At 56.9% G+C, this 15,184-nt stretch carries 12 protein-coding genes and 1 pseudogene; 5 read left to right on the forward strand and 8 right to left on the reverse strand.

All coding sequences use genetic code 11. The annotated features are described in order from the left end of the window. Positions 1–23 precede the first annotated feature (23 nt). Positions 24–1,208, reverse strand: coding sequence for a Holliday junction branch migration DNA helicase RuvB (gene ruvB, locus LEPTO7104_RS0114665; protein ID WP_017299337.1), 1,185 nt, complete (start codon positions 1,206–1,208; stop codon positions 24–26). A gap of 577 nt (positions 1,209–1,785) precedes the next feature. Between ruvB and LEPTO7104_RS33950 the strand changes: the two genes are divergently transcribed. Both LEPTO7104_RS33950 and LEPTO7104_RS33955 read left to right on the forward strand, forming a co-directional pair. Further along, positions 1,786–3,276, forward strand: coding sequence for an AAA-like domain-containing protein (locus LEPTO7104_RS33950; protein WP_017299339.1), 1,491 nt, complete (start codon positions 1,786–1,788; stop codon positions 3,274–3,276). Between the two features lie 36 nt (positions 3,277–3,312). Beyond that, positions 3,313–4,425, forward strand: a pseudogene (locus tag LEPTO7104_RS33955) (IS630 family transposase). Between the two features lie 144 nt (positions 4,426–4,569). Here LEPTO7104_RS33955 and LEPTO7104_RS0114695 read toward each other — a convergent pair. From LEPTO7104_RS0114695 to LEPTO7104_RS39405, 3 genes are all read right to left on the reverse strand, one after another. Further along, positions 4,570–4,851, reverse strand: a complete 282-nt coding sequence (locus LEPTO7104_RS0114695) for a type II toxin-antitoxin system RelE family toxin (RefSeq protein ID WP_017299341.1) — start codon at positions 4,849–4,851, stop codon at positions 4,570–4,572. Beyond that, a complete protein-coding gene (locus LEPTO7104_RS0114700; protein WP_017299342.1) occupies positions 4,832–5,062 on the reverse strand; it encodes a hypothetical protein in 231 nt (76 codons plus the stop codon). The genes LEPTO7104_RS0114695 and LEPTO7104_RS0114700 overlap by 20 nt, the downstream gene beginning before the upstream one ends. Positions 5,063–5,191: 129 nt before the next feature. Next, positions 5,192–6,060 (reverse strand): IS5 family transposase gene (locus LEPTO7104_RS39405; protein ID WP_225886985.1). Its coding sequence is split into 2 segments (ribosomal slippage): positions 5,192–5,691 and positions 5,691–6,060, totalling 870 coding nucleotides; the frame shifts between segments, so codons are not numbered across the junction. 125 nt (positions 6,061–6,185) lie between these two features. On the opposite strand from LEPTO7104_RS39405, the gene LEPTO7104_RS33960 reads away from it, so the two are divergent. Continuing rightward, entirely contained in the window at positions 6,186–7,910 is a 1,725-nt protein-coding gene (locus tag LEPTO7104_RS33960) for an AAA-like domain-containing protein (protein WP_017299344.1), read from the forward strand. A gap of 165 nt (positions 7,911–8,075) precedes the next feature. After that, positions 8,076–10,265, forward strand: coding sequence for a tetratricopeptide repeat protein (locus LEPTO7104_RS33965; RefSeq protein WP_017299345.1), 2,190 nt, complete (start codon positions 8,076–8,078; stop codon positions 10,263–10,265). A 105-nt stretch (positions 10,266–10,370) separates the two neighbouring features. On the opposite strand, the gene LEPTO7104_RS0114725 is transcribed toward LEPTO7104_RS33965, so the two are convergent. The 4 genes from LEPTO7104_RS0114725 to LEPTO7104_RS0114740 form a co-directional block, all read right to left on the reverse strand. Next, positions 10,371–11,000 carry a Uma2 family endonuclease gene (locus LEPTO7104_RS0114725; protein ID WP_017299346.1) on the reverse strand — a complete coding sequence of 210 codons (630 nt, stop codon included), beginning with the start codon at positions 10,998–11,000 and terminating at the stop codon, positions 10,371–10,373. A gap of 81 nt (positions 11,001–11,081) precedes the next feature. Next, on the reverse strand, positions 11,082–12,641 hold the full coding sequence (locus LEPTO7104_RS0114730; protein WP_026072723.1) for a GldG family protein: 1,560 nt from the start codon (positions 12,639–12,641) through the stop codon (positions 11,082–11,084). Between the two features lie 49 nt (positions 12,642–12,690). Beyond that, on the reverse strand, positions 12,691–13,503 hold the full coding sequence (locus LEPTO7104_RS0114735; protein ID WP_017299348.1) for an ABC transporter permease: 813 nt from the start codon (positions 13,501–13,503) through the stop codon (positions 12,691–12,693). Positions 13,504–13,612: 109 nt separating this feature from the next. Further along, on the reverse strand, positions 13,613–14,635 hold the full coding sequence (locus tag LEPTO7104_RS0114740; RefSeq protein WP_017299349.1) for an ABC transporter ATP-binding protein: 1,023 nt from the start codon (positions 14,633–14,635) through the stop codon (positions 13,613–13,615). A 229-nt stretch (positions 14,636–14,864) separates the two neighbouring features. On the opposite strand from LEPTO7104_RS0114740, the gene LEPTO7104_RS38300 reads away from it, so the two are divergent. Further along, positions 14,865–15,128 (forward strand): hypothetical protein, encoded by a 264-nt coding sequence (locus tag LEPTO7104_RS38300; RefSeq protein ID WP_155523646.1) that lies wholly within the window; start codon positions 14,865–14,867, stop codon positions 15,126–15,128. Positions 15,129–15,184: the final 56 nt, after the last annotated feature.

Raw genomic sequence — 15,184 nt, forward strand, 5'->3', positions numbered from 1 at the left:
GCTATTTTGGGGTCATGGCAGGGTCATAGCAGCGTCATCTGGCTGTCGCTGCCGGGGAGGGTTTCGTCGTAGCCCAGGTGACGGCGGGCGGCGGCGGTAACCACCCGGCCCCTGGGGGTGCGCTGTAGGTAGCCAATTTGCAGCAGGTAAGGCTCGTAGACCTCCTCAATGGTTTGGGGGTCTTCACCGGTAGAGGCGGCCATGGTGTCGAGGCCAACGGGGCCACCGCCAAAGTTTTCAATCATCACCGAGAGCAGGCGGCGATCGGTCCAGTCGAGACCACAGGGGTCGACGTTAAATAATTCCAGGGCCTCAGCCGCCAGGGTCGTGGTGATGGGGCCAGCGGCCTTGACCTCCACGTAGTCGCGCACCCGCCGCAGCAGGCGATTGGCAATGCGGGGTGTGCCCCGCGCCCGGCGGGCAATTTCTTCGGCTCCGGCGGGCTCGATGGGGGTGCGCAGCACCTCGGCGGTGCGCAGCACAATGGGCGTTAGTTCATCAATGTCGTAAAACCGCAGCCGCTGAATCAGGCCAAAGCGATCGCGCAGCGGCGAGCTCAGCGCTCCTACTCGGGTCGTCGCCCCCACCAGGGTAAACGGGCACAGCGGAATGCTGCGGGTGCGGGCCGACTGCCCCTTGCCAATGGTGATGTCAAGGCGAGAGTCTTCCATGGCCGGGTAAAGAATTTCTTCGGTTACCCGGGGCAGTCGGTGAATCTCATCGATGAAGAGTACGTCGCCGGGTTTGAGATTGACCAACAGCCCGGCAATGTCGCGGGGCCGCTCCAGGGCTGGAGCCGTGGTGATTTTGCAGGTCACCCCCATTTCCTGGGCCAGAATCAGCGCCATGGTGGTTTTGCCTAACCCCGGCGGCCCGTAGAGCAGCAGGTGGTCGAGCGGCTCCTGGCGCGACTGGGCCGCTTTGATGGCAATGCCCAGCACCTCTTTCAGCGATGCCTGGCCAATATAGTCTTGCAGGCGCTGGGGCCGCAGGCTGTCTTCTGGGGCAGTAGTTTCTGCCAGCGTATCCGGTACCTCGCCCTGCACATCTTCCGGCTGGAGGGTTCCACCTTTGACCAGTGAGAGTAGCGGCTGCACTACCGCAGCTTCGGCGCTTGGTGCTGATTCGGCCGCTGGCGCTGACGGTTTGGGCTTGGCCCGCTGGGGCTTGGCCGAGTCGTCTGAAGTGTGGGAAGAAACAATCGCCATAGGGGAGCCCAAGGGTCAGCCCCCCTATGATACTGTGGTGCATTTGCACTATCAAGCTACTGACTCACTACAGCAGGATGAGCAGTATCAGGAGAACGCTAGCAAAGCCCATCAGAACTGATCCCAGGCCAGACTCTTGATGGTCTGAGTCTGGACTCAGGTCTTTTTCAAAATCACATTTGAGGCAGTGGTAAACCGTGGGCTTGTATTCTACGATGCTGTGAACACCGCATTCGGGGCACTGCACGCTAGGCGAAGTGAGGGTAGATACAGACATGGCTACACACCTGATGAGTAAACGGACTATCACAAAGAACCTTTAGCGTGGCCAACGGTTGGCTTGACTTGCCGGGCCAACGGTTCGCTTCGCTTAACATCAGGGAACACAGCTATCAGCATCGGGCATGGGTCTGATTTGCACGAGGGGGAAAACTTCTGAAAAATTCTGTTTTGAATTCAGGAGTTACTGATCGCAAAATCTCTACCTACATTGGCGACGTTAAGGCCTAACGACCAAATCTTTTGCAGAGCTAAGCTAAGATAGCTGCGATCGCGCCCTCACTGGCTGCTACCCCCTATGACCCAGGGCATTCAACTCTTTTTCTCCTACTCTCACCGAGACGAGGCCCTGCGAGATGAACTGGCCAAGCACCTTAGCCTGCTCGAACGTCAGGGGGTGTTGAGCAGCTGGCACGATCGCCAAATCACTCCGGGTAGCGAATGGGCCGGACAAATCGACCACTACCTGGAGCAGGCCCAGATTATTCTGCTGCTGGTCAGTGCCGACTTTTTGGCCTCTAACTACTGCTACGACATTGAGCTAAATCGAGCGATGAAGCGCCACGCCGATGGAGACGCAGTGGTGATTCCAGTGCTGCTGCGATCGGTCGATTGGCAGGGGGCCAGCTTTAGGCGGCTTCAAGCTTTGCCTAAAAACGCTAAGCCTGTCACCACCTGGGCTAATCAGGACGAAGCCTTTACCGACATAGCCAAGGGCATTCGTAAGGTAGTCGAAGGGTTGCGAATGACCGTCGCTGAAGCGCAAGCGGAAGGCGACTCCGCAACGCCAGGGTCCAATACTGGGCTGACCCAGGAACCCAATCTTCAGCCCTCATCAGCCCCCGCAGACCTGGAAATTCCCGAGGGTCAGGTGCCCCTCTCCTCACCTTTTTATGTGGAGCGACCTCCCATTGAGGCCGACTGCTACCGCGCTATTCTGCAACCCAGTGCGCTGATTCGCATTAAAGCGCCGCGCCAGATGGGTAAATCGTCGCTGATGGCCCGTATTCTCAACCACGCCAGCCAGCATGGCGATCGCACCGTCAGCATTTCGTTTCAGGAGGCCGACGGCGACATTTTTGCCGAATTGACCAGCTTTTTGCAGTGGTTTTGCGCCACCATTGCCGATGCCCTGGGCCTGCCCGATCAGCTCGACCAGCACTGGGATGGCCCTTTGGGCAGCAAGCAAAAGTGCGGCAACTACTTCTACCGCTACATTTTGCCGGCGTTGAGCGGCCCCCTGGCCCTGGGTCTAGACGAAGTGGACCTGGTGTTTCAGTATCCCAAAATTGCCGAAGATTTCTTTGCACTGCTGCGGGCCTGGCACGAAAAGCGCAACGACCCGCTCTGGCAGCGCCTGCGGCTGATCATCACCCACTCCAAAGAGGTGTATGTGCCGCTCAAAATTAATCAGTCGCCCTTTAACGTTGGCCTGGCCAAGGACTTGCCCGAGTTTACCGCCGCTCAGGTAAGCGAACTGGCCGCCCGCCACGGGCTCAGCCTGGAGGAGGATGTTGTGCCGCTGATGGAAATGCTGGGCGGTCATCCCTACCTGATTCGCGTTGCCCTCTATCACCTGGCCACCGGGCGTTTTACCCTGCCCGAGCTTCTGGCCATTGCCCCCACCGAAGAAGGCCCCTACGCCGAGCACCTGCGGCGACACCTGCAAAACCTCGAAGAAAGCCCCGACCTGCTTGCCGCTATGCAAGTGGTGCTGCAAAGTAAGGAACCCACCCGAGTGGGGAGCAAAGAAGCCTTTCGCCTCCAGAGTAAGCTGTTAAGCATCTAAACTACATATTAGGGAGTGTATTTTGGTGAGTTATACATGCCAATCAAGAATTACCTAACGGCCGAAGAGAAACAGGAATTGCAGAAGCAGCTTAAATTTCATGAGCATCCCGACGTTCGTGAGCGTATTCTAATTCTGCTATTGCGAAATGATGGCAGAAAACAGCAAGAGATTGCAGACTTTCTAGGTTGCTCCTTAAGGAAAGTAGCCTATTGGTGTGCCCACGGAAATCCAAGTGACTTAGCCAGTTTAACCGATGAACGAATGCATGGGAATTATCATAAGGCCACCGATCAATATGTCAACTTATTATTGGATGTCATTGAGAAATAGCCTCAAGAATTGGGGTACGAATTTGGTCGATGGACGGCGGCTCGGCTCGCCACATATTTAGAACAAGAAACCGGGATTCAGCTAAGTGGGAGTCAAGTGAGGAGGATTCTCAAGTCAAAAAAGTACGTTTACCTCTGGGCCAAATATAGCTTAGAGGAGAAGCAAGATCCAGAGAAGCGAAAACTCTTCAAGGCAAAACTGGAGGAGTATTTAAGAATTACTAAAGAATCCCCAGAGAAGCTCCAGGTCTGGTTTTGGGATGAATGTGGCTTTAGTTTGAGAGTGACACGTCGAAAGGATTGGGTCAAGAAAGGGACGCGCAAGAAGGTTTCTGGAATTCGACGGAAAGGACGTATCAATGTGATGGGAGGAATCCGCTATTCGGACAAGAAGCGGTTGGTGGACTTTCTCCCCAAAGGAACCGGTGAAAATTTTTATAAGGTTCTCAAGAACTTTTACGAGGAGGTTATTTATGACTGGGCTGGCGAGGATAGGAGCGTGAGCGAATTTGAGAAAGACGGGCCTAAGGTTGTGATTATTTTAGACAATGCGAGTATTCACAAAAAGGAGGAATTTACAGAGAAGATAAAGTTAGAGATGCCAAATTTAGTTTTGGAGTTTTTACCTGAGTATAGCCCGGACTACAATCTGGTCGAATTGGTTTGGCATTCAGCAAAAGAGTTCATCTCAAATCGTTTATTTAAGTCTATTGAAGATCTCGAGGCTCTTATCAATAAGCTTCTCAATGAAGGAGAACTGGCCATAAATTGGCATCGGAAGGTGAAAAACAAGGGAAGTGCTATTGATGCAATTTAGATGCGCAACAGCTTATGGGGGTGGTCAAGTTTCGCCAAAATCGGGTGGAGCCCCTATGCGATCTCTACCGTATCGCCTTTCGGGAGCAGCTAGGATAACGACAATTGAGTGCTGCGCTATCCTAAATTGGCTCTTCGCACTGATTTATTCGTATATGCTGCCTCTGACATTAATGTCATAGATCAGCAAAATCTCCAGTTCCTCGCCAACGAGAGTAAAAATAACGCGAATTTGCCCAACTCTGAGGCGAAAGTACCCGTCCCACTGGCCTTTGAGCTTTTTAATATCCAGCTCGTTGAAGGGAATTACACCCTCAACCTCTAGCATAGACAGGAGTTGGAGAATCTTTTCCCGAATACGCTCAGCAGTTTTGGCATCCAGCTTCTTGAGGTATTTGACGGCCCGTTTACTGAATCGAACCTCCATGTTTTACCCAGCCTGTTAGATCGATTAACTCGTCTTCCCCATAGGCTTCGGGGCTGCCGAGGGCGGTGTCTATGTCAGTCTGCTCGTCATCGCTAATGTAGGGCATGAGAAGTTTGCAGAGCTGCAAGCGCTCTTCTCGCAAAACCTCTCGCAGACTCTCTTTAATCAGTACTTTCAGTGTCTGAAGGTCAACAATACTCGTAGATTCCATGGGGGTTTCTCTAGGCAATGAATGTCTCGTGGGAGCACGAGGGGTATTGGCCTTGGGCTTAGTTCGTGCTGGTTAGGGTTGAGAGTAGCCAAACTCACAATAACATCGGTACTAGGGCGTGTTTTAAAACTAAGCCCACATCATGATGGAGGCTAGAGTTAGCATGGCCAGGTAGTTTTCAGCCTTTTTCTCATAGCGAGTTGCGATGCGGCGGTACTGCTTCAAGTGATTGAAACACCGCTCAACTTGATTGCGCTGGCGGTATAGCGCCTTGTCAAAGGTACCGCGTCGCCGTTCATTGCGTTTGCGAGGAATGGTCACCCGAATTCCCCGCCGTCGCAAATAGCGACGAATGGAGCCACTGCTGTAAGCTTTATCCCCACTGACCCGCTTGGGACGTAAGCGCGGTCGTCCCCCGTGAGGGCGTTTCACCGCGCCTTGCTCCATCAATGGTTCAAACACGACCGCCTCATGACGCTCACCGACGGTCAGCAGAAAGGTCATCGGTAAGCCGTTTCCCTCGCAGCGCAGATGTAGTTTGGTGCTAAAGCCCCCTTGGGACCGTCCTAAGGCCTCTCGGATTTGCACCTGTTGAACCGCAGAGAGGTCCGAATCGGGCTCTAGGTTCCCCTTTTTGCCCCAGCGGCATGCTGGTGGGCACGGATGACACTGCCATCGACAAAATGAATATCCCAATTGAGCTTGCCCTCGGCATCGGCCTTCGCTTGGAGGCCTGTGAGCACCTGTTGCCATAGGCCAATCTTGCGCCAGTGATAAAACCGCCCGGCAACGGTTGACCAAGCCCCATAGCGCTCCGGCAAGTCTCGCCATGGCGCACCCGTGCGCAAAATCCACAGGATGCCATTGATGATCAGGCGATGGTCTTTGGCTGGGCAGCCCGTGGGAGGTTTTTGCGGTGGCAGCAGGGGTTCAATCTGGTTCCATTGGTTTTCGCTCATTTCACCCCGACGAGGGGCGGGTTGAGGTGGAAGAATCATCGCAGTTCAAGAGTTTATTCGTACTGCTACCATTCTGCCAAAGAGTTTTAAAACACGCCCTAGCCTAGCCACGAAAAACCGCTTAAGATTCGGGGAAATGCCCCTAGCCAAGATTTTCCAGCACCATGACTGCACCCTATCAAGTCGGGGGCGGGCTGCCCTTAGATTCCCCAATCTATGTAGAACGCCAGGCCGATCAGGAATTTTATGACGCCCTCCGGCGCGGCGACTACTGCTACGTGCTTAACTCGCGCCAGATGGGCAAAACCAGCCTGCGCGCCCGCACCATGGCCCGGTTGCAGGCCGAAGGGGTGGCCTGCGCCGCCATTGACCTAGCCGAGATTGGCACCGAGCAGCTGACTCCGGTGGAGTGGTACGCCGGGCTGGTTGATTTGCTGGCCGAAAACTTTAACCTGCTGCCCGAGTTTGACCTCGGTACCTGGTGGGAGGCCCAGCACCCCCTCTCGCCCCTGCAACGGTTTGGCAAGTTTTTGCGAGAGGTACTGCTGGCGCGGGTCACTCAGCCCATCGTGATCTTTATCGACGAAATCGACAGTGTGCTGAGTCTGGGGTTTAGCCACGACGACTTTTTTGCCCTGGTGCGCGAGTGCTACAACCGCCGTGCCGATCAGCCCGACTACCGCCGCCTCACCTTTGCCCTGTTGGGGGTGGCGACCCCGGCGGATCTAATTCAAGACAATGAGCGAACCCCGTTTAACATTGGCCACTCCATTCAGCTGACGGGCTTTACGTCCACTGAGGCCCAATCCCTGGCCGATGGACTGGCCCCAGTTGTGACCGACCCCCAGGCTGTGCTGCACGAAATTTTGCGGTGGACGGGGGGCCAGCCTTTTCTCACCCAAAAACTCTGTAACCAGGTGCTTGAGACGCCCCCTTTACCAGCGGCTGATATCCCCAGCTATGTGAGAGAGCTGGTAGACACTCACCTGATCACCAACTGGGAAGCCCAGGATGACCCTGAACACCTGCGCACGATTCAGAACCGCATTTTGGGCAAAGAGCAGCGGGCCAATCGGCTGCTGGGGCTTTATCGCGAGATTTTGCAGCAGGGTAGCATCGCCTACGATGGCAGTCCGTCACAAGTGGAACTGCGGCTGTCGGGGCTAGTAGTCGAGCGGCAGAACCAGCTAGAGGTCTACAACCCGATTTATCGCCAGGTGTTTGATGAGGGCTGGGTGGCCCAGGCCTTTGCCAGGGTGCGGCCCTACGCAGTGGCAATTGCCGCTTGGGAAGCCTCTGACCCCAAAGACGACAGCTATCTGTTGCAAGGGGCTGATCTGGCCGCTGCCCAAGAATGGGCCGAAAATCGCACCCTAGGCCGCGCTGACTACCAATTTTTGGTCGAAAGCCAGGGCTTTGGCTTACGCCAGGAGCTTGAGCAGGCCAGGCAAGAATTAGCTACGGTAAACCAGGCGCTGACCGCCTCGGAGCAAAGCCTGGCCCGAAATCAGCGACGAACGAGCTGGCTGGCTGGCGCGGGGGCGACGGTGCTGGCCCTCTCGCTGATGGGGGCAGGGCTGGCTACGGCCAGGGCTGGACGGGCTGTAACTCAGGCCGGGAATGCTGACAGAGCGACCCAGCAAGCCAAGGTGGATCGACGGATGTCGGTTCTCCAGCAGGTTGAGGTCAGTCTGGGTTTAGCAGGGTTGCGATTTGACAAGGGTGCCTTAGAAACTCAGCAAAAGACCTTAAATGCTCAAAACAGTGATTTAGAAGAGGCGAATCGACAAGCTAGCCAGCAGGTAGAAACCGCCGAAGCCGCCAGTCGCGATGCCTTGGCCCGGTTTGACCAGGTCAATGGACAACTGGTTAACGTACAGAGCGCCTGAACCTCAAAAACCACTGAATTAGATACCAAAGACCAGAAGCTGAGGGATTTAAGCGGCAAGGTAGCCAGTCTAACCACGCAGCAAAGCACTTTAACAACCGAAATTGGGGATCTGAAGCAGGCCCAGGATCAAATTACCCAGGCCTTACAGCAAACCATTGGCACCTTGGGCATTCAGCGGGTGCGGAATGTGTACTATGTGCTGGGGGGCTTTGACAACGCCCTTGAGTATTTAAACGGTGGTCTAGAGCAGGCCAAAGCCATTCAAGACCGCCGGGGCGAGGGCTATGCCAACGGCAACCTGGGCACCATGTACGCCACCCTGGGCCAGTACCCCCAGGCTATAGAACGCCACACAGCACACCTCAAAATTGCCCAGGAGGTGCAAGACCGCCAGGGCGAAATGCAGGCCACTGGCAACCTGGGCAAGGTCTACTACGACCAGGGCGAATATACAAAAGCCCTGCCCCAGCTCGAAACCTACCTGGCCCTGGCCCAAACCGCTCAAGACAAGCTGGAAGAAAGTCAGGCCCTGGCCTACCTGGGCCGCACTTACCTGGCTACGGGGAAACCCGACCAGGCCCTAGGCTACGAGGAGCAAAGCCTGCAACTGGCCAAGGCGATACAAGACAAGCTGGGCGAAAGCGAGATTTGGAGCTACACAGGCGATGTGTACTTTGCCCAGGCCAACTACCAACGAGCGCTAGAGTGCTACGACCAGCACCTCAAAATTGCTGAGGCGATACAAGACAAGCTGGGCATTGAAGCCGCTAAGCGCAACAAAGCCAGGGTGTATCGGGTGATTGGCCCGCTGGATAGTGCCATTGAGGAATATACAGCCAGCCAAACCCTTGCCACCGAGATTGATGATCGCCAGGGGCAGGCTGCTGCCCTCAGTGGCCTGGGGGAAATTTACTTTGTTACCTACGGCCACGAGCAAGCCCTGGCAACCTACAACCAGGCGCTAGCCCTGGCTCAGCAGACCGGGGACCGCACCGGGGAAGCCCAGATTTTGAACCGGATTGGGCAGGTCTACGATAACCAAAGCCAGTACAAAGAGGCCCTGACCTACTATCAACAATCGCAAGCGATTTATCAGCAAGTAGGCGATCGCGCCGGGGAAGGCGCCACCCTCAACAACATTGGCGCAGTCTACAAAAACCAGGGCAACTATGGCGAGGCGCTGCGCTACTACGACCAATCCCTGGCGATTCGTCGCGAGGTGGGCGATCGTGCCGGGGAAGGCTCCACCCTCAACAACATTGGCTCAGTCTACTGGAATCAGGGAAGCTATAAGGATGCGCTGCGCTACTACGACCAATCCCTGGCGATTTTTCAAGAGGTGGGCGATCGCGCTGGGGAAGGTGCCACCCTCAACAACATTGGCAGGGTCTACAAAAACCAGGGCAACTATGGCGAGGCGCTGCGCTACTACGACCAATCCCTGGCGATTCGTCGCGAGGTGGGCGATCGCGCCGGGGAAGGCACCACCCTCAACAACATTGGCGCGGTCTACCGCAACCAGGGCAACTATGGCGAGGCGCTGCGCTACTACGACCAATCCCTGGCGATTCGTCGCGAGGTGGGCGATCGCGCCGGGGAAGGCACCACCCTCAACAACATTGGCGCGGTCTACAGCAACCAGGGCAACTATGGCGAGGCGCTGCCGTACTACGAGCAATCCCTGGCGATAACTCGCGAGGTGGGCGATCGCGCCGGGGAAGGCACCACCCTTGGCAACATTGGCGCGGTCTACAGCAACCAGGGCAACTATGGCGAGGCGCTGCCGTACTACGAGCAATCTCTAGCGATTCTTCGCGAGGTAGGCGATCGCGCCGGGGAAGGCACCACCCTCGGCAACATTGGCGCAGCTTACAATGCCCAGGGACAGTATGAGAACGCCTTGGAGTACTACAAGCAATATTTGGCGATTAGTCGGGAGGTGGGCGATCGCGCTGGGGAAGGGAGCTCTCTCAATGAGCTTGGGACGGTCTACGACAACCAGGGCAACTATGTCGAAGCGCTGCGCTACTACGAGCAATCCCTGGCGATTAGTCGCGAGGTGGGCGATCGCGCCGGGGAAGGTGCCACCCTCAACAACATCGGTGTCGCCTATGCCAAGCGAGGGTTGGAGAGCGAGTCGTTAGATGATCTGTTACAGGCAGTTCCTTACTTGCAGCAAGGTTTTTTGATAGCCGTAGAAGTTGGCAATCCTGTGCTGGCTGAGCAAAGGCAATCTAGTTTGCAGAATCTTCTGGGCTTTATCAAAGAAAGAGCCGGTGCTGACGAATACCAGCGCCAGTGCCAGCAAATCGCCGCCGCCACGGGGATAGCAGTAGCCGAGTGGTGCCCCTAGAAACTGGTACAGAAGCCGGGTTTCTTCTGCGTTATACCCCAAGATTCGTGGAGATAGCCGCAAACAAACCCGGTTTCTAGACGGGCGGCGCGGATGCACCTATCCCTACCCCAATCGCTGCCTCAGGTCGCGAATGGCGGCGCTGGTGTTGCGGCCATAGGCCACCTCCAAACTGCGGGCCACCACCGCCTGGAGGTCAAGATCGGGAAAGTAGCGGCTGCGCGCCCCCGGTTGGTAGGCCCCATTCTGGAGCTGATAAATCGTCAATACGTCCTGCTTAAAAAACCAGCATTCCGGCACCCGGTAGGGCAGGTAATCGTTCACGTCAGAATAGCTGGTGACGTCAATTTCCAATACCAAATCGGGCGGTGGGTCCAGGCTCCAGTCAATGCGCCGCTTACCTGAAACCGCTTCCCAGTGGTCGATGTAAAAACAGTAGTCTGGCTCAATGCCGCTCTCTTCCGGTAAATCCATGGTTACGGGCGTAAAGGCGTCGTACTCCTGCCCACCGTGGTCTAACAACACCTTAATAATGTCGGCAATTAGACTGGCATCTCGGCCATGTTGAGGCATGGGCGACATCAGCAGCACCTCTCCAGGGCGATACTTAATGCGAGGAATAGCCCCATCCCCCCGCTGCTGACTCAGGGCTTGATACTCTTCCCAGGTAGCGGGCAGCCGCACCACCGCCCCAGCCGGAAGCTGAATTTTATCGCGGGAGACTAAGGCTAGCATGCCAAAACCTGCAACGGCAGTCAGGTTTATTGTAGACCGCCGTCGCAGGTGTAGCGCTGTAGCCAGTAGTTGCTGGGGCGGCTAACGACGGCGCAGCCACATTATTACGGCCAAACCCAGGCCGATGACGGGCAGCACCAGCAGGGCAAAGACCCCCAGGCCAATTTGCTGCTGCACCGTCAGGGTGATGCGGCGGTTAGTGACTTCGCGGGGGCGAATAGACAGGGTGGCATCGGTCTGTTGCCCCAGCCAGCTAACGGAGTTCAGAAATACGTCGCCATTGAGCTGCTGCTCGAACAATCCATCGGTGGCGAAGGTGGCGTTGCCAATGACAACCAGGCGTGCCTCCGGCGGCGGTTCGTCTGCGGCGGCGGTGGCCCCTTTGACCGGACGGCTGAGGGCGACCCCGAGGGTGTAGGGGCCGGAGGGGGGAGCATTTTCGTCATACTGAAGCTTGCCGTCGGTAGAGATGGCTTCGGCTCGGCTCTGGGGGTTGCTTTGTAAAATAGGGGTCGCCGTTACCCCCGGCACCTCTTCCACGTTGATGGGGCGTACCAGCGGAAAGAACGATCGCCCGCCGTTGAAGTCGCGGGTAATGGGGTGGTCGCCATAGTCGGTCACCAGGGGCGCGGCGGGGCCAAGGCCGACCAACTGGCCGCTGCCGGAGGTATCGAGCACGATGCGATCGTCCAGGGTGACGCCCCAGGGATCGAGCAGGGTGCCCAGGCCCGGACTGGTGCGGGGATCGATCAGCAGCATCAGGCTGCCGCCGCCGTCTAAGTAGGTTTGCAGCGCCTTCACCTCAGGCTCAAAGAACTCGGCGGCGGGGCCAGCGACGACCACAACGCTGGCGTCGTCGGGGACCTTGCTGGTTTTGGAAAGGTCCAGGGGCTTAACGACGTCGCTTTTCTCTTCGAGCGCGGCGGCAGCCTGCGAAAACCCGGTGTCGCTGCCGTCGATGGCAAACTCCTTATGGCCCTGGGTGAAATAGACGGTGAGGGCGCGATTGTTCTCAACCTGATCCAGGGCGTTGGTGAGGGTGCGTTCGGACAGGCGCTCCGTGGGGCTGACATTTTGCAAAAAGCGACGGGTGTCGCCGCTTTCTATGAACACCATGCCCGTTTGAGTCGCGCCAAACTCTTGGGCTTGGCGGGGGTCGTTGTAGGGGTTGACGTAGTCGAAGGTAAACTTCGGCCCTCGCTGGCGATAGCTTTCGAGCAGCTGGCGATCTTGAGGGTTGGGGACTGGGTCAAAAATGACCACGCGGGCGGGGGTGTTGAGGGACTTCACTACCTCCTGGGACTGAGGCGCCAGGGTAAATAGCTGATTTTCGGTGAGGTCAACGCGGCTGGCGTAGCGCACGGCCAGAAAATTCACCAGGCCCAAAATCACCAGCACCGCCAGGGTAGAGACCAGGGCGTTGGCACCTGCTTCGGTAGAGCGCTGTGCCCAGAATCGCCCCTGACCCTGATTGCCCAACACCAGCCCCAGCAGCAGCAGGCCAATGCCGGCGAGCAGCAGGCCAGCGGGTAGCAACGTCCACCCAGCGATAATGCCGACCATCAGGCCAGCGGTAACCAGGGCTAGTCCCGGTAGGGCCAGGTATTTCAAATATTTTTGGTAGGCTGCAAACGACTTCATGGCCATAACCCGTTACGACTAACCTATTCGTTAACTTGACTGCGAGGCTCTAGGACCGCTGGAATCGGAGGGTTTCGATGGACTGAGCCGTGAGGTATAGACCCAATCCAATGAACGAGAGAAACAGCACCAGGCCGCCGGTGTCAAAGATGCCTTCGGTGAAGTCGGTAAAGTGCTTGAGCAGGGAAAGGTGGGCGATCGCGCTGCCCAGCACCCCCGGCAGCCCCTGGGCGACAGCATCCACCAGCCACAGCAGCAAAATTAGCGCAAAGGTCATAATCGCTGCCAGCACCGTGCTCTCGGTCAGCGACGAAATGAACATGCCCAGGGCCAGTACGCTGGCGGCCATCAGCACCAGACCCAGGTGCGACAGCAAAAATACCCCTGACCCGGTGGGCGGCGTTGCGGCCCCCAGCGCGATCGCCTGGCACACCATCAGCGGCAGCACCATGGCGATGTAAAAACTCACCACCGCCAGCAGCTTACCCAGCGCCACCGCCCAGTTGGTCACCGGGGAGGTGGCCAGCAGCTCCAGGGTGCCCTGCTTGCGCTCGTCGGCGTAGAGGCCCATCGACAGCATGGGCAGCACAAACATCGACAGTGACCCCAGCAGGCCCACGTAGGCCTTGTTGAACTCGTAGGCCACATCAAAGGGCGGCGGCGTGGGTAAGCCCATCTGCACCGATTGGTCGGCCATCGCCGCCTGGGCCAAAATGCCCTGGGGGCCGAGCAGAATGGCTACCAGAAAGAAGCCCCCCAGCAGCCAGAACACGGCAGCAATGATGTAGGGTAGCGGCGACGCGAAGTAGCTCTGTAGCTCCCGCTGGTAGATGGCAAGGATGTTTTTGAGAATGATGACCATAGGGTGGATGGGTGAGGACGGAGATGGGTAGGGGGTGGGGAATTTTGGATTTTAGATTTTGGGCAGGATGTCTTCACTGAGAAATCTAAAATCCTCAGTCCAAAATGGCCTAGGCTTCTTGTTCCTCGATGCTCTCCTCAACGATTTCCTCAGAGAGCGAGGGTTCCAGGGCCACGGCTTCTCCCGAGCTGGGTTCGGTGGTGGTGAGATTGAGGAAGACATCCTCTAGGGTGGCCTGCTGGCGGCGCAGTTCGTGGAGTTCGAGGCCAGCGTTGACGAGGGCAGCGGCGATCGCGCCTCCCAGGGCGCGATCGGCTTCGGCACTCACCCGCAGACGGTGGTGGTAGTCGGGCAGGTGGTCTGGCCCCAGTAGCGTCACCTGGCGTACGGGAGTTAGGTCAGTGAGCAGGCGCTGGGCTATATCCACATCGCCTTTGATTTCTACCTCGTAGGCGGCTTCGCCCGAGAGGCGGGTGGTGAGGTTGTCGGGGGTATCGGTGGCGACGACCTGGCCGCGGTTGATGATGGTGACGCGATCGCAGGTCATGCTCACCTCCGGCAAAATGTGGGTGGAGAGAATGATCGTATGGCTCCCGGCCAGACCTTTGATCAGCTGCCGCACCTCGTTGATCTGGCGCGGATCTAGCCCTACTGTCGGCTCATCGAGAATGATCACTGGCGGGTCGTGGATGATCGCCTGGGCAATGCCGACCCGCTGGCGGTAGCCCTTGGAAAGCTTGCGAATTAACACCTTGCGCTTGTCGAGCAGGCCGCAGTGGTCCATGGCAATTTCGGCTCGCTTCTGGCGCAGATCTGAGGAGACGCCCTTGATTTTGGCTACGAAGATCAAAAACCCCTGCACCGTCATGTCGGGATACAGCGGCGGCGACTCGGGCAGGTAGCCAATCCGCTGGCGCACGGCCATGGAGTCGGTGTGGACGTCGTACCCCGCCACGCGGGCGGTGCCTTCGGAGGCGGGCAGGTATCCGGCCAAAATTCGCATGGTGGTGGTTTTACCCGCCCCATTCGGCCCCAAAAAGCCCAGAATCTCCCCAGGCTGCGCCCCGAAGGTGATGTCTTGAATGGCCGTGGTAGACCCGTAGGTCTTACTCAGGTGCTCAACTTCAATCATGGGTGTAGAACCGCCAGCAAACCAGTGGATATTGTACTGCTGATTACAGTAGCGATTATTTCTCCCATTGCGTTTAAGTCGCTAAATCTGATTCGCGGTTTACCCACCATCATTAGATGAGTAAGGATAGAGACATCAGGGTGATTTCTAGAAAATTTCTTTCCCCAATAGTGGGACTAACCTATCTACTCTCCCACCCATCCACCCCCTTACCCACCCACTCTTCACCGTGACGAACAAGACTTCCAGTTCCTCAGCATCGTCGCCCAGCCTCAGCTCTGGAGTAACCGACTCACCGTGGCAGCCCTCCTGGCTGCACTGGCTAATTTCGGCGTTGAGTGGAACCGTCGAAATCGAGAAGGAAACCGCGAGGCTGAAGCAAGAGAACGCGAAGCTCGCCGAGAGAGAGAAGAAGCTCGAAGAGATCAACAGGCGACTCTTAGAGATAGACAAGAAGTACGCTACCGCAAAGCCAAAATCCGATATCAACTAGACCCTAGCGAGGCGAACCAACAAGAGCTGGAATTGGTGTTGGCAGTGCTTGAAGAG

Origin of the sequence: Nodosilinea nodulosa PCC 7104, from assembly GCF_000309385.1 — a bacterium.
GTDB classification, from domain to species: Bacteria; Cyanobacteriota; Cyanobacteriia; order Phormidesmidales; family Phormidesmidaceae; genus Nodosilinea; species Nodosilinea nodulosa.